General features: G+C 47.5%; 20 protein-coding genes. 12 read left to right on the forward strand and 8 right to left on the reverse strand.

Annotated features, from left to right (window positions below):
* Positions 1-7 precede the first annotated feature (7 nt).
* The 10 genes from atpB (at position 8) to VFDL14_RS22600 (ending at position 9,926) form a co-directional block, all read left to right on the forward strand.
* Complete coding sequence (gene atpB / locus VFDL14_RS22645) at positions 8-805, forward strand: F0F1 ATP synthase subunit A (protein ID WP_032548636.1); 798 nt, start codon at positions 8-10, stop codon at positions 803-805.
* Between the two features lie 51 nt (positions 806-856).
* Entirely contained in the window at positions 857-1,111 is a 255-nt protein-coding gene (atpE, locus tag VFDL14_RS22640; RefSeq protein WP_010319963.1) for a F0F1 ATP synthase subunit C, read from the forward strand.
* Positions 1,112-1,182: 71 nt separating this feature from the next.
* The gene (gene atpF / locus VFDL14_RS22635) at positions 1,183-1,653 is read left to right on the forward strand and encodes a F0F1 ATP synthase subunit B (protein WP_032548638.1); all 471 of its coding nucleotides are present in this window, start codon (positions 1,183-1,185) and stop codon (positions 1,651-1,653) included.
* Positions 1,654-1,668: 15 nt separating this feature from the next.
* Positions 1,669-2,202 (forward strand): F0F1 ATP synthase subunit delta, encoded by a 534-nt coding sequence (gene atpH / locus VFDL14_RS22630; protein WP_032548639.1) that lies wholly within the window; start codon positions 1,669-1,671, stop codon positions 2,200-2,202.
* Between the two features lie 13 nt (positions 2,203-2,215).
* Positions 2,216-3,757, forward strand: a complete 1,542-nt coding sequence (gene atpA / locus VFDL14_RS22625; protein ID WP_032548640.1) for a F0F1 ATP synthase subunit alpha — start codon at positions 2,216-2,218, stop codon at positions 3,755-3,757.
* A gap of 48 nt (positions 3,758-3,805) precedes the next feature.
* Positions 3,806-4,672, forward strand: a complete 867-nt coding sequence (atpG, locus tag VFDL14_RS22620; RefSeq protein WP_032548641.1) for a F0F1 ATP synthase subunit gamma — start codon at positions 3,806-3,808, stop codon at positions 4,670-4,672.
* Positions 4,673-4,723: 51 nt separating this feature from the next.
* The gene (gene atpD, locus VFDL14_RS22615) at positions 4,724-6,127 is read left to right on the forward strand and encodes a F0F1 ATP synthase subunit beta (protein WP_032548642.1); all 1,404 of its coding nucleotides are present in this window, start codon (positions 4,724-4,726) and stop codon (positions 6,125-6,127) included.
* Positions 6,128-6,145: 18 nt separating this feature from the next.
* Positions 6,146-6,568 carry a F0F1 ATP synthase subunit epsilon gene (locus tag VFDL14_RS22610; RefSeq protein ID WP_032548643.1) on the forward strand — a complete coding sequence of 141 codons (423 nt, stop codon included), beginning with the start codon at positions 6,146-6,148 and terminating at the stop codon, positions 6,566-6,568.
* Between the two features lie 161 nt (positions 6,569-6,729).
* The gene (glmU, locus tag VFDL14_RS22605; RefSeq protein WP_032548644.1) at positions 6,730-8,091 is read left to right on the forward strand and encodes a bifunctional UDP-N-acetylglucosamine diphosphorylase/glucosamine-1-phosphate N-acetyltransferase GlmU; all 1,362 of its coding nucleotides are present in this window, start codon (positions 6,730-6,732) and stop codon (positions 8,089-8,091) included.
* A gap of 224 nt (positions 8,092-8,315) precedes the next feature.
* Positions 8,316-9,926 (forward strand): diguanylate cyclase, encoded by a 1,611-nt coding sequence (locus tag VFDL14_RS22600; protein ID WP_050487282.1) that lies wholly within the window; start codon positions 8,316-8,318, stop codon positions 9,924-9,926.
* A 66-nt stretch (positions 9,927-9,992) separates the two neighbouring features.
* Here VFDL14_RS22600 and punC read toward each other — a convergent pair whose 3' ends face one another.
* Positions 9,993-11,204 (reverse strand): purine nucleoside transporter PunC, encoded by a 1,212-nt coding sequence (punC, locus tag VFDL14_RS22595; protein ID WP_032548646.1) that lies wholly within the window; start codon positions 11,202-11,204, stop codon positions 9,993-9,995.
* Positions 11,205-11,366: 162 nt separating this feature from the next.
* On the opposite strand from punC, the gene punR reads away from it, so the two are divergent.
* Positions 11,367-12,281: a DNA-binding transcriptional activator PunR gene (gene punR, locus VFDL14_RS22590; protein ID WP_032548647.1), complete on the forward strand. Its 915-nt coding sequence runs from the start codon at positions 11,367-11,369 to the stop codon at positions 12,279-12,281.
* 70 nt (positions 12,282-12,351) lie between these two features.
* Here punR and ilvA read toward each other — a convergent pair whose 3' ends face one another.
* The 5 genes from ilvA to ilvG are packed head-to-tail and all read right to left on the reverse strand — an operon-like array spanning position 12,352 to position 18,670.
* On the reverse strand, positions 12,352-13,896 hold the full coding sequence (ilvA, locus tag VFDL14_RS22585; protein ID WP_032548648.1) for a threonine ammonia-lyase, biosynthetic: 1,545 nt from the start codon (positions 13,894-13,896) through the stop codon (positions 12,352-12,354).
* A gap of 3 nt (positions 13,897-13,899) precedes the next feature.
* Positions 13,900-15,756 (reverse strand): dihydroxy-acid dehydratase, encoded by a 1,857-nt coding sequence (gene ilvD, locus VFDL14_RS22580; RefSeq protein WP_032548649.1) that lies wholly within the window; start codon positions 15,754-15,756, stop codon positions 13,900-13,902.
* Positions 15,757-15,774: 18 nt separating this feature from the next.
* A complete protein-coding gene (locus VFDL14_RS22575) occupies positions 15,775-16,725 on the reverse strand; it encodes a branched-chain amino acid transaminase (protein ID WP_032548650.1) in 951 nt (316 codons plus the stop codon).
* Between the two features lie 12 nt (positions 16,726-16,737).
* Entirely contained in the window at positions 16,738-17,022 is a 285-nt protein-coding gene (gene ilvM, locus VFDL14_RS22570) for an acetolactate synthase 2 small subunit (protein WP_032548651.1), read from the reverse strand.
* 1 nt (position 17,023) lies between these two features.
* Positions 17,024-18,670 carry an acetolactate synthase 2 catalytic subunit gene (gene ilvG / locus VFDL14_RS22565; RefSeq protein ID WP_032548652.1) on the reverse strand — a complete coding sequence of 549 codons (1,647 nt, stop codon included), beginning with the start codon at positions 18,668-18,670 and terminating at the stop codon, positions 17,024-17,026.
* 471 nt (positions 18,671-19,141) lie between these two features.
* Here ilvG and VFDL14_RS22560 point away from each other — a divergent pair, with 471 nt between their 5' ends.
* Entirely contained in the window at positions 19,142-20,665 is a 1,524-nt protein-coding gene (locus VFDL14_RS22560; protein ID WP_032548653.1) for a YifB family Mg chelatase-like AAA ATPase, read from the forward strand.
* Positions 20,666-20,696: 31 nt separating this feature from the next.
* Here VFDL14_RS22560 and VFDL14_RS22555 read toward each other — a convergent pair whose 3' ends face one another.
* Together VFDL14_RS22555 and VFDL14_RS22550 are read right to left on the reverse strand one after the other, a co-directional pair.
* Complete coding sequence (locus tag VFDL14_RS22555; protein ID WP_032548654.1) at positions 20,697-21,653, reverse strand: DUF2860 domain-containing protein; 957 nt, start codon at positions 21,651-21,653, stop codon at positions 20,697-20,699.
* 148 nt (positions 21,654-21,801) lie between these two features.
* A complete protein-coding gene (locus VFDL14_RS22550; protein WP_032548655.1) occupies positions 21,802-22,401 on the reverse strand; it encodes a thiol:disulfide interchange protein DsbA/DsbL in 600 nt (199 codons plus the stop codon).
* Positions 22,402-22,405 lie beyond the last annotated feature (4 nt).

Here is a 22,405-nt window from a genome sequence, read left to right on the forward strand (position 1 = left end):
ACGAGTTATGGCTGCGGCAACAGCATCCGGATACATTGAACACCACTTACAGAACCTGTCTTTAGCCAAGCTAGGTTTTGTAGAGGAGACAAGTTTCTGGAACGTACATATAGACAGTCTGTTCTTCTCTGTACTAACTGGTGCGTTATTCCTTTGGGTATTTCGCTCAGTAGCAAAGCAAGCAACAGCAGGTGTACCTGGTAAGCTTCAGTGTTTTGTCGAAATGGTAGTGGAATTCGTTGGTGACAACGTTAAAGAAACTTTCCATGGTCGCAACCCGCTGATCGCTCCACTAGCACTGACTATATTCTGCTGGATTATCTTAATGAACTTGATGGACCTAGTGCCTATTGATTTCTTACCATATCCTGCAGAGCATTGGCTAGGTATCCCTTACCTGAAAGTGGTTCCTACAGCTGATGTTAACATCACCATGGCAATGGCTTTGGGCGTTTTCGCTCTGATGATCTACTACAGCATCAAAGTGAAAGGGCTTGGCGGGTTTGCTAAAGAATTGGCATTACACCCATTCAATCACCCAATTATGATTCCATTCAACTTGGTACTTGAGGTAATTTCGTTACTAGCGAAGCCACTATCTCTAGGTATGCGTTTGTTTGGTAACATGTTTGCGGGTGAGGTTGTATTCATTCTTATCGCAGCGATGCTACCGTGGTACTTACAATGGGTAGGTGCTCTACCTTGGGCTATCTTCCACATCTTGGTTATTTTGATTCAAGCATTTGTTTTCATGATGTTGACAATTGTTTACCTATCAATGGCCCACGAAGATAGTGATCACTAAAAAAAATTTTTAAGCTTTATTCTAACTATTAATGTTAATCGGAGAACGTAAATGGAAACTGTACTAAGTTTTTCAGCAATTGCTGTTGCTATTATTGTTGGTCTTTGTGCCGTAGGTACTGCAATTGGTTTTGCAATTCTTGGTGGTAAATTCCTAGAAGGTGCTGCACGTCAACCTGAAATGGCTCCTATGCTTCAAGTTAAGATGTTCATCATCGCAGGTCTACTGGATGCGGTTCCAATGATCGGTATCGTAATCGCACTTCTATTCACTTTCGCAAACCCATTCGTTGGTCAACTAGGTTAATCACTTTTAACTTCAGACAAACTCAGGTTTGTCATTGATTAACACTAAGTCCGAATAGAGGGGTAGCTGTTGTGAATATGAACGCAACTCTGCTAGGTCAAGCGATTGCTTTTTCTATGTTTGTTTGGTTCTGCATGAAATATGTATGGCCACCAATCATGCAAGCAATTGAAGAGCGTCAGAAGAAAATTGCTGACGGTCTACAAGCAGCTGAACGTGCTGCTAAAGATTTGAACCTGGCACAAGCCAACGCTTCTGAACAACTGAAAGAAGCGAAGCGCACTGCAACTGAGGTTATTGATCAGGCAAATAAGCGTAAAGCACAAATTCTAGATGAAGCTCGTGAAGAAGCTCAGGCAGAACGCCAGAAGATTCTTGCTCAAGCAGAAGCTGAACTTGAAGCTGAACGTAAACGTGCACGTGATGACCTGCGCAAACAAGTCGCAACTCTGGCAATTGCTGGTGCTGAGAAAATCCTTGAACGTACTATCGACCAAGAAGTACACAAAGATGTTCTTGACAACATTACTGCAAAACTTTAATGCAAGGGGCTGAATATGTCTGATTTGACTACAATCGCACGCCCCTATGCTAAAGCAGCCTTTGACTTTGCGGTTGAGAAGGGCGAGCTAGACCAATGGGGTCAAATGCTTACTTTCGCAGCCGAGGTCGCACAAAACGATGATATTGTTAGCCTACTGAACAGTTCAACAACTGCCAGCAAGCTAGCTGAAATTTTCATTGTAATCTGCGGCGAACAATTTGATGCACATGGCCAAAACTTTATCAAAGTGATGGCAGAGAATGGCCGACTTAAGGCTCTTCCAGATGTATGTCACGAGTTCTTCGCTCTGAAAAAAGAGCACGAGAAAGAGATCGACGTTGAAGTAACTTCAGCAGTAGAACTTTCTAAAGAACAACTGGCAGATATCAGCAGCAAATTGGAACAGCGCCTAGAGCGCAAAGTTCAGCTGAATTGCAGTATAGATGAGACTCTACTTAGTGGAGTTATTATTCGAGCCGGAGACCTAGTCATCGATAACTCAGCTCGTGGTCGTCTAGACCGCCTGAGCGATGCATTGCAGTCTTAATGGGGATTGGAGCATGCAACTTAATTCCACGGAAATTAGCGATCTAATTAAACAACGTATCGAATCTTTCGACGTTGTTAGTGAAGCTCGCAACGAGGGTACTATCGTATCGGTAAGCGATGGTATTCTTAGCATTCACGGCCTAACGGACGTGATGCAAGGTGAAATGATTGAACTACCGGGTGGCCGCTACGCACTAGCACTTAACTTGAACCGTGATTCGGTTGGTGCTGTTGTAATGGGCCCATATGCTGACCTTCAGGAAGGCATGAAAGTTACAGGTACTGGCCGCATTCTTGAAGTGCCAGTAGGTCCAGAACTACTTGGTCGTGTTGTAAACACACTAGGTGAGCCAATTGATGGTAAAGGTCCTATCGAAGCGAAACTGACTTCGCCTGTAGAAGTAATTGCACCAGGTGTAATCGACCGTAAATCGGTAGACCAACCTGTACAAACTGGTTACAAGTCTGTTGACTCAATGATCCCAATCGGTCGTGGTCAGCGTGAGCTAGTAATCGGTGACCGTCAGACTGGTAAAACAGCGATGGCGATCGATGCGATTATCAACCAAAAAGATTCTGGTATTTTCTCTATCTACGTAGCAATCGGTCAGAAAGCATCGACTATCGCTAACGTAGTTCGCAAACTAGAAGAGCACGGCGCGCTAGAAAACACTATCGTTGTTGTTGCATCTGCTTCTGAATCTGCAGCGCTACAATACCTAGCGCCATACGCAGGTTGTGCGATGGGTGAATACTTCCGTGATCGCGGTGAAGACGCACTGATTGTTTATGATGATCTATCTAAGCAAGCGGTAGCTTACCGTCAGATCTCGCTACTACTTAAGCGTCCACCAGGCCGTGAAGCATTCCCGGGTGATGTATTCTACCTTCACTCTCGTCTACTAGAGCGTGCAGCTCGTGTAAGCGAAGAGTACGTAGAAAAGTTCACTAACGGTGAAGTGAAAGGTAAGACAGGTTCTCTAACTGCTCTTCCTATCATCGAAACACAAGCTGGTGACGTATCTGCATTCGTACCGACGAACGTAATCTCGATTACCGATGGTCAGATCTTCCTACAAACTGAGCTATTCAACGCGGGCGTACGTCCAGCTGTTGACCCAGGTATCTCAGTATCTCGTGTAGGTGGTTCAGCGCAGACTAAAATCATCAAGAAGCTATCTGGCGGTATCCGTACAGCTCTAGCACAGTACCGTGAACTTGCGGCATTCGCACAGTTCTCGTCTGACCTTGATGAAGCGACTAAGAAGCAGCTAGACCACGGTCAAAAAGTTACAGAACTAATGAAGCAGAAGCAGTACGCTCCAATGTCTGTATTTGACCAAGCACTAGTAATCTTCGCTGCAGAGCGTGGTTACCTTCAAGATGTAGAGCTTTCTAAGCTTCTAGACTTTGAAGCTGCTTTACTATCGTATGCTCGCAGTCACTATGCCGATCTTGCAACGCAGATCGACAAAACGGGTGTTTACAACAATGATATCGAAGCTGAGCTGAAGAAGCTTGCTGACGATTTCAAAGCAACCCAGACCTGGTAATTGGTGGGTGGCCTTAGGGTCACCTCATACCATTAACGGAGAGTAACGATGGCCGGCGCAAAAGAGATACGTAATAAAATCGGTAGTGTTAAAAGCACACAGAAGATTACGAAAGCAATGGAAATGGTAGCAGCTTCAAAAATGCGTCGTTCTCAAGACGCAATGGAAGCTACTCGTCCATATGCAGAAACAATGCGTAAAGTGATCGGTCATTTGGCTAACGGTAGCCTTGAGTATAAGCATCCTTATCTTGAGGAACGTGAAGCCAAACGTGTTGGTTACATCATCGTTTCTACGGACCGCGGTCTATGTGGCGGCTTGAACATCAACTTGTTCAAGAAAGCTATGTTAGACATGAAAGACTGGTCTGAGAAAGGTGCTGACGTTGAACTGGCAATTATCGGTTCAAAAGCAACAGCATTTTTCAACAACAGCGGCGCGAAAGTAGCAGCTCAAGTTTCTGGCCTAGGCGATAGCCCAAGCCTTGAAGACTTGATCGGTTCTGTAAGCGTAATGCTGAAGAAATATGATGAAGGTGAATTGGATCGCCTGTTCGTAGTGTTCAACAAGTTTGAAAACACTATGGTACAAGAACCAACGATCGATCAATTACTTCCTTTGCCTAAATCGGATAGCGAAGACATGCAGCGCAATCATGCTTGGGACTACATTTATGAGCCTGAGCCAAAACCACTACTAGATGCACTATTGGTTCGTTACGTCGAATCTCAAGTGTACCAAGGTGTGGTAGAGAACCTTGCTTGTGAGCAAGCGGCTCGAATGATTGCTATGAAAGCTGCAACAGACAACGCTAGCGACCTAATTGATGACTTAGAACTTGTGTACAACAAAGCCCGTCAAGCGGCAATCACACAAGAACTTTCTGAGATCGTTTCAGGCGCATCAGCGGTTTAATCGCTTTTTCGGTTAAAGCTTAGGTAAAACTAAATAGTTAGAGGATTAACGATGGCTACAGGTAAGATCGTACAGATCATCGGTGCAGTAGTCGACGTAGAGTTCCCACAGGGTGAAGTACCACGTGTATACGACGCTCTGAACGTTACTGAAGCTAAAGAACGTCTAGTTCTTGAAGTTCAGCAACAACTTGGCGGTGGCGTAGTTCGCGCAATCGTAATGGGTAGCTCTGATGGTTTACGTCGTGGTTTGACAGTAGAAAATACTGGCGCGCCAATCTCAGTACCAGTAGGTACTAAGACCCTAGGTCGTATCATGAACGTTCTAGGTGACGCGATTGATGAGTGTGGTGAAATCGGTGCAGAAGAGCACTACGCAATTCACCGCGAAGCGCCTAGCTACGAAGAGCAGTCTAACGAGACAGCACTTCTAGAAACAGGTGTTAAAGTAATCGACTTGGTTTGTCCATTCGCTAAGGGTGGTAAAATCGGTCTATTCGGTGGTGCAGGTGTAGGTAAGACCGTTAACATGATGGAACTTATCAACAACATCGCACTTCAGCACTCTGGCCTATCTGTATTTGCAGGTGTAGGTGAGCGTACTCGTGAAGGTAACGATTTCTACTTTGAGATGCAGGAAGCAGGCGTTGTAAACGTTGAAAACCCTGAAGAATCTAAAGTAGCGATGGTTTACGGTCAGATGAACGAGCCACCAGGTAACCGTCTACGTGTTGCACTGACTGGTCTAACAATGGCAGAGCGTTTCCGTGACGAAGGTCGTGACGTTCTACTATTCGTAGATAACATCTACCGTTACACGCTTGCAGGTACTGAGGTATCAGCACTTCTAGGCCGTATGCCTTCTGCGGTAGGTTACCAACCTACACTAGCTGAAGAAATGGGTGTTCTACAAGAGCGTATCACGTCAACTAAGCAAGGCTCTATCACGTCTGTACAGGCGGTATACGTACCTGCGGATGACTTGACTGACCCATCTCCAGCAACAACGTTCGCGCACTTGGATGCAACGGTTGTACTTAACCGTAACATCGCAGCTATGGGTCTATACCCAGCGATCGACCCGCTAGATTCAACTTCACGTCAACTAGATCCACTAGTAGTTGGTCAAGAGCACTACGATATCGCTCAAGGTGTACAACGTACACTTCAGCGCTACAAAGAGCTTAAAGACATCATTGCTATTCTAGGTATGGACGAGCTATCTGAAGAAGATAAGCAAGTTGTATCTCGTGCTCGTAAGATTGAGAAGTTCCTAACTCAGCCTTACCACGTAGCGGAAGTATTTACAGGTGACCCAGGCGTTTACGTACCTCTTAAAGAGACTCTACGTGGCTTCAAAGGTCTACTAGACGGTGAATACGATGACATTCCAGAGCAAGCGTTCATGTACTGCGGTACTATCGACGAAGCTATTGAGAATGCTAAGAAGCTATAAGGCTAACTAGGAGGCGATATGGCAGCAATAACCTTTCACCTAGACGTAGTAAGTGCAGAGAAAAAGCTTTTCTCTGGTCTTGTTGAGACGTTTCAGGTGACCGGTAGCGAAGGTGAACTTGGTATTTTCCATGGTCACACACCGCTGCTGACCGCTATCAAGCCTGGTATGGTGCGTATTGTTAAGCAGCACGGCCACGAAGAAATCATTTATGTTTCTGGTGGTATGGTAGAAGTTCAGCCTGGTACAGCAACTGTACTGGCTGATACAGCTATCCGTGGTGAAGAGCTAGACGCAGCAAAGGCGGAAGAAGCTAAGCGCAAGGCTGTGGAGAATATCCAAAATCAGCATGGCGACATGGACTTCGCACAAGCGGCCGGTGAACTGGCTAAAGCCATTGCTCAGTTACGAGTTATCGAACTGACAAAACAGCGTCGTTAATTTTATAGAAATTATCGATACTGAGATAAAGGCGACCTAAGGGTCGCCTTTTTGCGTTTTTGGATAAGCCATATGTGTTAAATCATCAGATTATTTAATTTGTTAGCTAAAAACGGTTACAATATCGTCTTAACTAAAATAACGTCAGATAGGTTGTTCCAATGAATTTCAGCGCGGTTATCCTCGCGGCGGGTAAAGGTACTCGCATGTACTCAAACACACCAAAGGTGCTACATACCCTTGCGGGTAAGCCAATGGTTAAGCACGTTATCGACACTTGTAACGGCTTGGGTGCACAAAACATCCACCTTGTTTACGGTCACGGTGGCGACCAGATGAAAGCGACTCTTGCTGAAGAGCAAGTTAACTGGGCGCTACAAGCAGAGCAGCTAGGTACTGGCCACGCTGTTGATCAGGCATCAGCGCACTTCGCCGATGATGAGAAAGTACTGGTCCTGTACGGTGATGTTCCACTGATTTCAGCTGAAACCATTGAAAACCTATTAGACGCACAACCAACTGGCGGCATTGCGCTGCTGACTGTTGTGTTAGACAACCCGACCGGTTACGGCCGTATTATTCGTCGTAACGGCCCTGTGGTTGCTATCGTTGAGCAGAAAGATGCGACCGACGAGCAGAAGCTTATCAAAGAGATCAACACGGGCGTTATGGTAGCGACGGGTGGCGATCTTAAACGCTGGTTGTCTGGTCTAAGCAATGACAACGCACAAGGCGAGTACTACCTAACAGACGTTATCGCAGCAGCTCACGATGAAGGTCGTGCGGTAGAAGCGGTACATCCAAACAGCCCAATTGAAGTTGAAGGTGTTAACGATCGCTCTCAACTTGCTCGCCTAGAGCGTGCTTACCAAGCGGAACAAGCAGACAAGCTGCTGAAGCAGGGCGTTATGTTGCGTGACCCAAGCCGTTTTGATCTACGTGGTGAACTACAGTGCGGTATGGACGTTGAGATTGATGTTAACGTGATCATCGAAGGTAGCGTAAGCATCGGCGATAACGTGACTATCGGTGCTGGTTGTGTACTGAAAGATTGTGAGATCGACGACAACACTGTGATTCGCCCATACAGCGTAATTGAAGGAGCGACTGTTGGTGAAGACTGTACGGTTGGTCCATTTACTCGCCTGCGTCCTGGTGCAGACATGCGTAATGACTCACACGTGGGTAACTTCGTCGAAGTGAAGAATACGCGTCTAGGTGAAGGCTCTAAGGCAAACCACCTGACTTACCTTGGCGATGCAGAGATTGGTCAACGCGTTAATGTTGGTGCAGGTGCTATTACTTGTAACTATGACGGCGCGAACAAGTTCAAGACCATCATTGGTGATGACGTGTTTGTTGGCTCTGATAGCCAGTTGATTGCTCCTGTGACGATTGCCAATGGTGCAACAGTTGGTGCAGGCTCAACAGTTACTCGTGATGTTGCTGAGAGCGAACTAGTGATCAGCCGCGCTAAAGAGCGCAAGATTGCAAACTGGCAGCGTCCAGTGAAGAAAAAATAATCGCATCGATTATTGAACAATAGATATATGAAAGAGCCAGTTACGCGAGTAACTGGCTCTTTTTATTGTGCGCTGCTAATAAATTCATCAATGCTCTAATTGTATTTTGTTGTTGTATTGTTATTATTCGGGTTGGGGTTCTGTAAAGTTAAGGTGAAATAGAGATAATGAGATTGGTTGAAAAAAAATGGCAGACCATGCCGATCATCATCTTATCTTTTTCAATGCTGATTGGGCTATACGGCTTTTACGTGACGTTGGAAAAGCTGGTAGTTGAGAACGAGCGCGAGCATTTGGTCTCGTTAATGTCGGATGTGATCTATGAGATTCGCGAGGATAGCGGCTCGTTTACTGCCGATACCGATATTGATGATTACATTGGCGACCTTACCCAAGCCAATACTAGACTAAGAATTCAAGTCATCGACCCACAAGGGGTTGTGATTGGTGATACCGATCTCTCTGACCATGCGCTTGCTCGGGTTGAAAATCATAGTGATCGCCCTGAGTTTCAACAGGCGCTGAAGCATGGCAATGGTAGCGATGTACGCTTTAGCACGGTTACCTCTATTGACCGTATTTACTACTCGCAAAAGGAGAGTGTGCAGGGCAAAGACTTTGTGGTGGTGATCTCCTCGCCAATGCATCAGCTTAAGCAGATGAACTTCCAGCTGATGGGCATTCTGATTGGTATGGTGCTACTGAGTTTGAGCTTCTTGATCGGTACCTCTTACGTTAGCAACCGCCAGATCACTCACCGCGTTGAAGAAGAGCAGAAGAAGCAAGATGAGCGCATCCGTCAGCGTACTCATGAGATTGAGTTGATGCACCGCTTGGCTAACATGCTGGCGGCGTGTAACAACATGGTTGAAGCGCAACAAATCGTCTCTGATATCTTGCCGAGAATCCTTGGCAACATTAACGGCAGTGTTTCACTGATGCGTGCCTCACGTAACCAATTGATTACCCAACTAGACTGGGGCGATACTTGGCCGGGTAGCTCAAGCTTTGCGCCAGAAGAGTGCTGGTCTCTGCGTAAGGGGCGACCACATCAATCGAATGATGACTTCCACTCGTTGACCTGCGGACACATGCACGGGATGGAAAACAACCAAACCTTGTGCATTCCATTGACTGCGCACGGTAATACTATTGGTATTATGCATCTCTATTTTGGTCAGGGACACATCAAGATTGACCCTATTACTGAGCAGCTCGCATTCAGTGTTTCTGAGCACCTAGGCTTGGCACTGGCTAATCTGAGCCTACAAGAGAAACTACGCTCTCAGGCCCTCAGCGATCCACTCACTGGTCTATTCAACCGTCGCTTCTTCGAGCAAAAACTGGAAGAACACTCGATGAATTCAGCCACCAGCGAGCAGCCACTATCGCTATTAATGCTCGATTTGGATCACTTCAAACGCTTCAATGACAATTTTGGTCATGACGCGGGCGACTTTGTGCTAAAAGAGATCAGTGCACTACTCAAGCAGAGTGTCAGTGAAGATGAGATTGCTTGTCGCCTTGGTGGGGAAGAGTTGGCTGTGTTATTGCCGCACTACTCTATGCAACAAGCGACGGAGTTTGCTCAAGGTCTATGTGATGCCGTGCGCTCGATGCACCTGGAACACAAAGGCTTATCTCTAGGTCAGTTGGGTGTTTCTATTGGTGTCGCGACTTATCCTAAGCCAGCTTCTGATACAGAATCTTTGGTTAAGATGGCAGACAGTGCGTTGTACATGGCCAAAGACATGGGCCGTAGCCGAGTGATTAACTACGATGAGTACAGTCGCCATAAGGCACCAGCGCTGGAAGTGGTGGAGAATGAGAGCTGATTGAGTTCTATGAGAGAAGAGAAGAGCGAGTATTAAACTCGCTCTTTTTAGTTTTGAATGAGCAGACTAGTCTTGGTTGTCTTCAGCGACTACGCGCGAGTTATCCGGCGCAGAGAAATGCTGAGACAACTCTTTATTTGAGAAGATGTAACCAAACCATAAGCCACCTAGACAGATCACGATAGCGACACCGGTAACGCTCAGAGCCTGGCTTGCCATTGCTGCAACCAGTGCACTTGCTAGGCTGCTAATACAGATCTGTAAGCTGTTCTGTAGACCTGCAGCCGTCGCTGGGCTCTGTTTGGCACTTGATAGCGCGCGGTTTACTACGATTGGGTAAAGTGCGCCATTTGCTACTGCAATCAGACAGAATGGGGCTAATAGAGGCCAGATTGACGTTAGTTCCCACTGTGAGGCGATGAAGATAAGCATTGCTGCCACACTGAACAGACCCACTAGGTTACGCAGCACCACACCATCGCCGTACTTCTTCACCGCTTGCTTACCAAAGTAGCCACCCGCCATAAACGCAATCGTCTGTGGGATAAAGCTTAGGCCAATGTCTTTTGCTTCATAACCTAGCTGAGCCATGATCTCTGGCATACCCGTTAGGTAGGCAAAGAAAGCGGCCGATGCTGAAGCGAACATCAGTACATTACCCAAGTAAGGTTTAGATTTAACTAGCGCCTTAATATCAGATTTAATAGAGGTTTGTTTTACCTCTGGTTGTTCTTTTGGTTGAGCCATAGTGGTTGCAACCAATAGCGCGCCCATTAGAGTTAAAGTAATGAAGATGCTGTGCCAACCAAAGTTATCCGCTAGAAGCACACCCAGTTGAGGCGCCAGTGCAGGAGATAGCGCTACCAAAGGCATGATGGTTGCAAAAATTTGTTGGCTGCTGCTTTGTGAATAGCGCTTGATTACCATCGCTTGCCAGATCACAGCAGGAGCGCAGACACCGATCGCTTGGATAAAGCGCAGTGTCAGTAGTTGCCAAACCTCAGTGCTGAAAGCCAAACCAAATGATGCTGCCGTAAACAGAACTAGACCGACAGCTAGCGTGTTGCGGTGGCCATATTTATCGCTGGCAAGACCCCAAAGAAGCTGACCCATTGCCATGCCGCCAAGGAATACCGTTAGAGATAGGGCAATCTGCTCTGGGCCGGTTGCAAAGTCGATCTCCATTGCCTTAAATGCAGGTAGATACATATCGGTCGCGATGAAACCTAGCATGGACAGAACTGCAAGGTAGGTCAGCTGAAACTTAGAAATATTCATAAAATGCCATTAAGCTGTTGTAGTGATGTATTTATCATCAAAATTATTGTTTGTTGTTGGGTGACGTCATGCCCGTGTTATGTACGCTGACATTCTATTTTTCTGCTTTGTTAAAATAAAACGCTAAAATATGTGGTTATCAATCAAAAAATTTGAAGGCTTATGTTCTCTAAATCATCGTTAGAAATGCTCGACACTGTGGCGAGGTTGGGAAGTTTTACGGCTGCGGCTGAACAACTGCACAAGGTGCCATCAGCGATCAGCTACGGGGTTCGTCAGATAGAACAAGAGCTTGGTGTGCTGTTGTTTAAGCGTCTGCCGAGAAAGGTTGAGCTGACACCTGCCGGAGAGGTGTTCATCGAAGAGGCGCGCTCTCTGTTGCGCCAGATGGAGGAGGTGAGTGCCCAGACCAAGCGAGCAGCCCGAGGTTGGAAAAAGACTCTGCGCTTAACCCTAGATAACGTGGTTAAGCTCGACAAGATGAAGCCGATGATTGAAGAGTTTTATGAGACCTTTGATTTTGCTGAACTGCAGATCAATATGGAGGTGTTCAATGGCTCTTGGGAGGCGATCGCTCAAGGGCGTGCCGATATTGTGATTGGTGCCACTTCTGCGATTCCGGTGGGCGGTGACTTTGAGGTTAAAGAGATGGGGCCGCTCGATTGGGCATTTGTTATGTCACCAAGTCATCCGTGTGTGCGAGAGCAGAACCTTGATGAGACCTTTGTTAGTCAGTTCCCAGCTATCTGTTTAGATGACACCTCGAGCGTATTGCCCAAGCGTCATACGGGTCACTACGCCAATCAAAGGCGTTTGCTGCTGCCTAATTGGTACAGTGCTATTGAATGCCTTAAGAATGGAGTAGGGGTTGGCTATATGCCACGCCATATTGCTGCCCCTATCATTGAGCAAGGCTTGCTGGTGGAGAAAATACTGCCCGAGCCGAGCCCTCTTAGTCAGTGTTGCCTTGTGTGGCGCAAAGACGACAATCATAAGTTGATCGAGTGGATGGTGAATTACTTAGGATCCAGTGATCAATTGCATCGAGATTGGTTGGATCATCGCAAGGCGATCTAGTTGAACGATCTTTATAGTTAAGATCAAAAAGAGCGAGTCAATGCTCGCTCTTTTTATTGATAACAATCTTTTAGGACAAGAAGAACTTGTACGAAGGGTTATCGGTTTCATCTTTGCATTGGTAGCCAAGCTCACGCAGGTGAGTTGAGAATTGTGCAAGGTCGTCGTCACCCAACTCAAATCCACACAAAACACGACCATAATCGGCGCCGTGGTTACGGTAGTTGAACAGGCTAATGTTCCAGTGCGTACCCAGTGTATCGAGGAACTTGATTAGAGCACCTGGGTATTCTGGGAACTCAAAGCTATATAGACGTTCTTTCAATGGCTTAGATGGCTTACCACCAATCATATAACGGATATGCAGTTTCGCCATCTCATCATCTGAGAGGTCGACCACCGGATAGCCGCCCTCACGAAGATCAGAGATGATACTATCGAGCTCTTCCTGACCACCATTGAGACGTACACCGACGAAGATGTTCGCTAGGCTGTCGTCGTTATGACGGTAGTTAAACTCTGTCACAGCACGGCCGCCGATGATATTGCAGAACTCGAGGAAAGCGCCTTGGCGTTCTGGAATTGTCACCGCAAGCAAACCCTCGCGCTTCTCACCAAGTTCACAACGCTCTGACACATAACGCAGACCATGGAAGTTGGTGTTGGCACCAGACAGTACTGTCGCCAGTTGCTTGCCTTGCAGTTGGTTCTGCTCAGTAAACTTCTTCAAACCTGCTAGAGCAAGCGCACCAGAAGGTTCGGCTATCGCACGAGTATCCTCAAAGATGTCTTTTACTGCAGAGCAGATCTCATCGCTAGAAACGGCAATATGGCCATCGATATACTGCTGGCATAGGCGGAAAGTCTCTTCACCAATGCGCTTAACTGCAACGCCATCGGCAAACATACTGACCTGATCTAGAACTACGGGTTCACCTGCATCCAATGCAGCTTTGAGGCAAGAGGAATCCTCTGGCTCTACTGCAATCACTTTGATTTCTGGCATTAACTGCTTAATCAGCACAGCAACACCAGCGGCTAGACCACCACCACCAACGGGTACAAAGATATAATCGAGATGACCATTCTGCTGCAGCATCTCCATACCCATGGTGCCTTGCCCTGCAATCACTAATGGGTGATCGAAGGGAGGAACAAAGGTATAGCCGTGCTCCGCTGATAGGCGTTCTGCTTCAGCCTTCGCTTCATCAAAGTTACTGCCATGCAGAACCACGTTGCCACCGAAACCACGTACCGCATCCACTTTGATGTCTGGAGTGGTTTTTGGCATCACAATCGTGGTCTGAATACCCAGCTTAGAGCCTGACAGCGCCATACCTTGAGCATGGTTACCTGCCGATGCTGCAATCACACCTGCGGCTTTCTGTTGTTCAGAAAGACTGGATACCATGTTATAGGCACCACGCAGCTTGAACGAGTGAACCGGCTGACGGTCTTCACGCTTAAGCTGAACCTGGTTACCGATTCGTGCACTCAGGCGTGGCATCTCTTGCAGTGGTGTAACGATAGCTGCTTCATAAACTGGAGCTCTTAATATCTGGCGCAGGTAATCTGCACCAGATTGTAGACGGGGCGTTGAGGTGTCATCACTCATAGATTAGCCCTCAAGCTTCGACTTATCGCGCACTGCGCCTTTGTCGGCACTGGTTGCCATGCTTGCGTAAGCTTTAAGTGCGAATGACACTTCGCGTTGGCGATCAGCTGGTTTCCAGCCAAGCTCGTCCTGTTTCGCACGACGAGCAGCAAGCTCTTCTTCTGGAACGTCTAGCGAGATAGAACGGCTAGGGATATCGATAGTGATGATATCGCCATCTTGAACAAGGCCAATAGTACCGCCACTTGCTGCTTCTGGAGAGGCGTGACCAATAGATAGACCAGACGTACCACCAGAGAAACGGCCATCCGTTAGCAGTGCACAAGATTTGCCTAGGCCCATAGACTTAAGGTAAGTCGTTGGGTACAGCATCTCTTGCATACCAGGGCCACCTTTAGGACCTTCGTAACGGATTACAACCACTTCACCCGCTTTTACTTTGCCACCTAGGATACCTTCTACCGCTGTATCTTGGCTTTCGAATACGATCGCTGGACCTTGGAACTTAAGGTTCTCTTCATCCACACCTGCCGTCTTAACGATACAACCGTCAATCGCGATATTACCAGATAGAACGGCTAGGCCACCCTCTTGGCTAAATGCGTTCTCTTTAGAGCGGATACAACCATCGGTGCGGTCGTCATCTAGGCGGTCCCAGCGGCAATCTTGAGAGAAAGCTTGAGTGGTACGGATACCGGCAGGGCCTGCACGGAAGAACTTGAGAACGTCTTCGTTCTCAGTTTGCATGATGTCGTATTCAGCAAGCTGTTGCTGCATTGTCATGCCAAGAACAGTGCTTGTTGAGCCATTGAGTAAGCCCGCGCGGTCTAGCTCACCCAGAATCGCCATGACACCACCGGCGCGGTGTACGTCTTCCATGTGGTACTTCTGAGTAGATGGTGCCACTTTACATAGGTGAGGAACGCGACGTGACATCTCATCGATGTCATTCATATCAAAGTCGATCTCGCCTTCTTGCGCTGCTGCTAGCAGGTGAAGAACCGTGTTACTAGAACCACCCATTGCGATATCTAGCGCCATCGCGTTCTCAAAGGCTGCGCGGTTGGCGATGTTGCGCGGTAGTGCTGATTCATCGCCTTGGTCGTAGTAGCGCTTAGTCAATTCAACAACACGTTTACCGGCGTTGATAAATAGCTGCTCACGGTCAGCGTGGGTCGCTAGCATAGAGCCGTTACCTGGTTGAGATAGGCCTAGAGCTTCCGTTAGACAGTTCATTGAGTTTGCTGTGAACATGCCTGAACAAGAACCACAAGTTGGACAAGCTGAACGCTCAATCTGCTCGCTCTGTTCATCTGAAACTGTTGGATCGGCACCTTGGATCATCGCATCAACAAGGTCTAGCTTGATGATCTGATCAGAAAGCTTGGTTTTACCTGCTTCCATTGGGCCACCAGAAACAAAGATCACTGGGATGTTGAGACGCATTGCTGCCATCATCATTCCCGGAGTGATTTTGTCACAGTTAGAGATACACACCATCGCATCGGCACAGTGTGCATTGACCATGTACTCTACAGAGTCAGCGATCAATTCACGTGAAGGCAGCGAGTAAAGCATGCCGCCGTGACCCATCGCGATACCATCATCAACTGCAATGGTATTGAATTCTTTAGCGATACCGCCCGCTTTTTCGATTTCACCTGCGACCAGCTGACCCATATCTTTAAGGTGAACGTGGCCTGGAACAAATTGAGTGAATGAGTTTACAACAGCGATGATTGGCTTACCGAAGTCATCATCTTTTACACCCGTTGCACGCCAAAGGGCACGAGCACCCGCCATGTTGCGGCCGTGAGTTGTAGTTGCGCTGCGATATTTGATTTTTGGAGCCGAAGACATTTGCTACTTCCTTATAAATTATTGAGCTGAAGGTGCTTGTTCTGGGTAAACGTAATCCAACCAGCCCCACTTATCTTCTGTGGTGCCGTTGAATAGGCCAAAGTAAAGGTCTTGCATTACTTTAGTGATTGGGCCGCGTTTACCACAACCGACTTCAATCTTATCAACTGTACGTACTGGCACGATTTCAGCGGCTGTACCTGTCATGAATATTTCATCTGCTAGGTAAAGTGCTTCACGTGCAATATTGGCTTCACGTACTTCATAGCCGCGATCGCGGGCTAGAGTCATGATGCTGTCGCGTGTAATACCAGGCAAGATTGCGCTGGTCGCTGGTGGCGTTGTGATCACGCCGTCTTTTACAACAAAGATGTTTTCACCGGCACCTTCTGACAGGTAACCATCGACACTCAGTGCGATACCTTCATCGTAGCCGTGACGACGAGCTTCACCACCAACCAGTAGTGATGACAGGTAGTTACCGCCAGCTTTTGCAGCGGTTGGGATGGTATTAGGTGCTGCGCGATTCCAGCTTGAAATCATCGCATCTACGCCGTTTTCTAGAGCTTCTTCGCCTAGGTACGAACCCCATGGGAAGGCGGCGATGATTAGGTCCATCTCAGTATTTTCTGGAGGACATACACCAAGGCCAACATTACCGACAAAGCCAAGAGGGCGGATGTAGGCAGACTCAAGCTTATTTTGACGCAGTGTTTCGCGTGTAGCTTCCATGATCTCCTCTTCCGTGTAAGGGATAGGGAAGCGGTAGATCTTGGCTGAGTCTTTTAGGCGCTTCGCGTGCTCTGGGTGGCGGAAAATGATTGGGCCATTTGGAGTGTTGTAGCAACGAACCCCTTCAAATACTGAAGTACCGTAGTGCATAGCGTGAGTTAAGACGTGAACGTTCGCCTCAGCCCAAGGAATCATTTCACCATTAAACCAAATGTAGTCTGCTGTTTTTGCTGTCATGTTTGCGCTTCCTTATGCACCAATCTTTTGTTGTAAGTTATTGTTTGGTAGTTCGTTACGGCTAATGGAAATCACATCGACAGTGCGTACATCCCATAGCTTTTCAATCTGATTAACCAAGAAAGAGATAGGGCGGTCGCTATCAACGATGATCTCAACGCTCGCGATTTTGCTCTCGTGGTTCTGCGTACCGGCAACCTGCTTAACGATGAAGCCACGGTGACGAATAACACGAAGAACACGCTCTAACAGCACCGGCTTATCGTCAGCTTTGATGTCTAGTAAATATCTTTCCATGTTAAGTGTTCTCCAACATATCACTGTTTGATGCACCAGGTGGTACAAGTGGCCATACGTTCTCTTCTTCGTCGATCAATACATGCAGAAGGTAAGCCGTTTTGCTCTCGAGCATCTCTTTGATGGCTGGCTCAACTTCTTCCTTCTTGGTGATGGTTTTGCCCGGAATATCGAAGGCTTTCGCGAGCATTACGAAATCAGGGTTGTCATCTAGGATAGTTTCACTGTGGCGACCATCGAAGAACAGCGATTGCCATTGACGAACCATACCAAGGCGCGAGTTGTTAAGTAGCACCATCTTCACCGGGATCTGGCGACGTTTAAGTGTCCCAAGCTCTTGAACATTCATCATGAATGAACCATCACCTGAGATAAGGATTGATTGATCATCAGGGCGAGCAACGGCTGCTCCCATCGCTGCCGGCAAACCAAAGCCCATGGTGCCTAAGCCAGCTGAGGTGATGAAGTTCTGCGGCTGACGAGGTTGAATGTGCTGTGCAGCCCACATCTGGTGTTGACCAACGTCGGTCGAGACAATTGAGCTATCCGGCATCATGTCAGAAAGTTGCTTAAGCAGCAGTGGTGCGAAGATTGGGTCACCAGGGTGGTCATAGCGCCACTTAAATGTGCTGCGTAAACTCTCAGAGTGATGAACCCAAGGGCTGATGTCTTGAGTCAGCTCTAACTGAGGAAGAATGGTGTTGATGTCACCACGTAGTGGAGCGTGAGCATGACGAAGCTTGTGGATCTCCGCCGCATCGATATCGATGTGAATGACTTTTGCGTGTGGCGCAAAGGTATCCAGTTTGCCTGTTACTCGGTCATCAAAGCGCGCGCCGACTACGATCAGTAGGTCGGATTCTTGAACGACTAAGTTAGCCGCTTTGGTGCCGTGCATGCCGAGCATGCCTAAATAGTGTGGGTCATCACGCTCGATAGTACCCAGGCCTTTTAATGTGCTAACCGCTGGCATTGGATTGAGACGTAGGAACTCACGAACAGAATCGGTTGCCTTTGCCAGTTGAACACCACCACCAACATAAAGAACAGGGCGGGTAGCTTGAGAAAGGACTTGTTGTGCTGTCTCGATCGCTTCTTGTGGTGCCACAGGTATTGCTGGTGGCGTGAAAGAAGGAAGAACTTCTACTGGAGCTTCTGCAAGTTGCACATCTTTGGCGATATCAACGATAACGGGACCTGGACGACCGGTTTTAGCCACTTCAAAGGCCTCTGCTAAGGTTGGAGCAAGGTCTTCAATGTCGGTAACAAGGTAGCTGTGCTTGGTACAAGAGAGAGACATACCGATCACATCCATTTCTTGGAAGGCATCAGTACCAATGTGGGAGCTAGCGACTTGGCCAGTAATGGCGACGAGGGGGATTGAGTCCATAAATGCATCGGCAAGGCCGGTGACTAGGTTAGTGGCGCCAGGACCAGAGGTCGCCATACATACTGCAACATCCTGAGTGGCTCTCGCCATCCCTATGGCGGCCATTGCAGCACCTTGCTCGTGACGACATAGGATGTGCTCCACACCACCGTCGTACAATGCATCGTAGATTGGCATTATGGCACCACCTGGATAACCAAATACGGTGTCTATACCCTGCTGCTTCAAAGCGGATACGACTAATTCTGCACCTTTCATCGTAAATCCCCCTGGTTACCGGTATTTTGGTAACTATTTTTTTTGTTGCTGCACATCGTGTGCTCCCATTCTTCCTGTCTATCGGCGTAGCCGAAAATGCTTCAAAGTATAAAAATCGAATCTATAAATTAGAAAAAACCCCCGGACTTGTCAGTGCGGGGGTTTTAAAAATTTGTGGCTATTTTTTATCCACACGCCCCCGCGTCGTCATAATAATGACCACGATAATCAGGTTAATCAGTGCGTATAGGCGTGTGTTTAGTGTCATAAAATCCGAGCTTTCTCGTCGATTGTCGTATGTAAAACCATCTATCTCTAGTGTTATCACAGAAAACTGTTTCATGACAAGCAAAATGTCATTCTTTTTTCACATTAAAAACTAATTCCACCAAGCTATATAACAACCTTATGGCTTTGGTGAGCAACGAATACCCAGGCTGAATACTTTTAAATCAATAACAAAGGAAAGCTATGGGACTCGCAATTATTCATAGTCGCGCCAGCGTTGGTGTCGAAGCACCTGCAGTTACTGTTGAGGTGCATATCAGCAATGGGATGCCAGGGTTCTCTTTGGTCGGATTACCAGAGACAACGGTCAAAGAGTCTAAAGATCGCGTGCGCAGTGCAATCATCAATTCACGATTTGAATTTCCAGCCAAGCGAATCACAGTTAACCTGGCTCCTGCCGATCTTCCGAAAGAGGGAGGACGCTTCGATCTGCCGATCGCTCTGGGCATTTTGGTCGCCTCTGAGCAGTTGCCTGAAAGTAAAGTCTTGAGTCACGAGTTCATTGGTGAGCTCGCTCTGTCTGGTGAATTGCGTACAGTCAAAGGCGTATTACCCGCAACCTTGGCGTGTGATAAGGCGAATCGCGCTCTGGTGGTCCCGCATGATAACGGTGAGCAAGCGGCTTTGGTTGGACAAGGGGAGCATAAGTCTGCTCAGACATTATTGGAGGTGTGCGGCTACCTTTGTGGTCAAAGTGCACTGAACTTAAACGATGTCTCCGAGCCTCGATCTCAAGAGCTCGTGACGCGAGACCTGCAAGATATTATTGGTCAGCAACAAGGCAAACGAGCATTAGAGATCGCGGCGGCTGGCAATCATAACTTACTGTTTTTAGGTCCACCCGGCACGGGAAAAACCATGCTTGCCTCACGCCTTTGTGATTTACTGCCTGAGATGAGTGATGACGAAGCAATGGAAACGGCTTCCGTCGCGTCACTCACCCAGCAAGAGATCAATCAATACAACTGGAAGCAGCGTCCATTTCGTTCCCCGCATCATTCAAGCTCGATGGCGGCACTGGTGGGTGGAGGCTCTGTGCCAAGGCCTGGAGAAATATCATTGGCGCACAATGGATTATTGTTTCTTGATGAAATGCCCGAGTTTGAAAGGAAAGTGCTCGATTCATTGCGAGAGCCGTTGGAGTCTGGAGAGATCATCATCTCACGGGCTGCGGGCAAAACCCGTTTTCCTGCTCGGTTCCAATTGGTAGGTGCGCTAAACCCAAGCCCAACGGGCTACTATGAGGGCAATCAAGCGCGTGCGAATCCACAGATTATTTTGCGTTATTTGAATAGGCTGTCTGGACCGCTGTTAGATCGCTTCGATATGTCATTGGAGATCCCGTTACTTCCCAAAGGTATGCTCGCTGAGGGGGGCGATCGGGGTGAGGGGACACAGGTCGTTAAGCAGCGTGTGGTGGATGCAAGGTCGACCATGGTCGAGAGAGGGGGAAAGCCTAATGCACTGCTGACCAGCCGTGAAATTGAAAAGCACTGCCCGCTCGATAAGCAAGATGCTCAATTCTTAGAGACGGCTTTGCATCGGCTTGGGTTATCAATTCGTGCTTATCATCGCATCATCAAGGTTGCGCGCACTATTGCAGACCTTGAGGGGAGCGAACAGATTCACAAGAAGCATCTTTCGGAGGCGTTGGGGTATCGAGCTATGGATAGGTTGTTGAAGCAGTTGACGGCACAAGCGGTATAGCCAACAAAGCGGCTATACCGATGTGCTTGGATTAGAACTTATAGTTCATACCAACAGAAACGATGTATTGAGATTCATCGTAGAAGGTGATGTTGGAATCGCTAGTGCCGTAGCCTGCCAATGAAATGAATGACCAGTTATCCCAGTTCATGAATTTCTCATATTCATAAGCGGCAAACAGGTTGATGTTGTCATCACTGCGCACTGTATTGTTGAATAATGAGTTACCAGCATCGTAATCTCGTTGGCTATAACCTGCGGTTAGTGCGTATTGGTGACGACCCGCGGATCCAAACAGGCTGACCTCAGCACCGATTTGGTCATAAGACTCGGCACTGCCATCGGCATCACGGGATTGATAGATGATCGATGGTATCAGCATCATGCTGCGGCTGAGAGGTTGTCGATATTGGCCTTTCAAGTAGAAAGTATCCGCATCACGCTTTAGCTCGTCAGGCACATTATCTTGTTCAACATCTTTGGTGGCGTAGGCCATGTCCAATGAGAATGGCGAACCTGCGATACTGCTCAGTTTCAAACGAAAGGCGTTCCCCTTCTCGTCAGTTTTTGAACGAGGACCTGTTGTGTCATACGGGTCAGCCCAAGTCTCGCCGGACATAATGGTTGGTAGGATTGAAGCATCAATCACCATTCCTGATTGCAGCTGATACTTGTAGCCGACTTCAAGTACTACAGTACCTGTTGCGATATCGTCACGAGCGGTACCCGTATAAACCTGGTGATTTAAGCGCTCACCAAAGGTGTAAGCTATGCTGCCCAGTGGAGCGACTAAGAAAGAGCTTTCTGAAGACGCTTTTTGGTCAGTCGACGTGATGGTGCTATCGCCGTCGGTATTGAAGTTTGAAGTAGACGAGGTTACCCCAGCATTCAGGGAGATTTCACCGCTGATGCCGTGCTCATCGGCAAGCTTGGCAAAGGCAGGGGTAGCTGCAATGCTCAAAGCTAAAAACGTGATTTTTAATTTCATTCGCGGGGCTCCTTGCCCAACCTGTTAGTGATTAGTGAAAAACTATAGATAGTCCAAATACTAAAAGGTTCCTGATTAATTTTTTATCAATGATGCTTTTTGAGCATAGCAAAGAAAAAGGAAGCCGAAGCTCCCTTTTTTCAATGAGTTATTTCTTCAATAAGAAATTAACCAGTGCAAAATATTCATCAAGAGAGTTGATACCTTGCGCATCGACTAGGTAACGGTTATTAACCACAACCGCTGGAACGCCTGAAAGACCGCTGTCTTTGAATGCTTTATCGAAGCGACGCACCATAGAGTCAACCGCGAAGCCTTTGTATGCAGCATCGAACTTCTTCGCATCAACACCTTCGTCTAGGAAGATTTGACGTAGCTCTTCTTCGTCGCGAGGCGCTTTGTTCATGTTGTGAATGCGGTTAAACATTACAGGCACCATCTTATCTTCTACTTTTAGCGCGATCATGGTCGCGTACGCCTTGCTCATTGGCTTACCCATCGCACCGCCCATGAAAGATACATGGTTTTTCTGAAGCTTAACGCCCTCAGGAAGCTGTTTTTTTAGCTGCTGAATGATTGGTTCAAAGCTATTACAGTGTGGGCAGTAGAATGAGAAAAACTCAGTAACAACTGGCTTTTTAGAAGGCTCTAGGTCTAGAACCTTGTAGTGCTCACCTTCGTTAAATTGCGCTGCATGAGCCGATAAGCTCAGCATAACCAATGAGAAAAATGCGAATAGCTTTTTCATTTAT

The sequence above is a fragment of the Vibrio fortis genome (assembly GCF_000695685.1).
Taxonomy (GTDB): Bacteria; Pseudomonadota; Gammaproteobacteria; order Enterobacterales; family Vibrionaceae; genus Vibrio; species Vibrio fortis_A.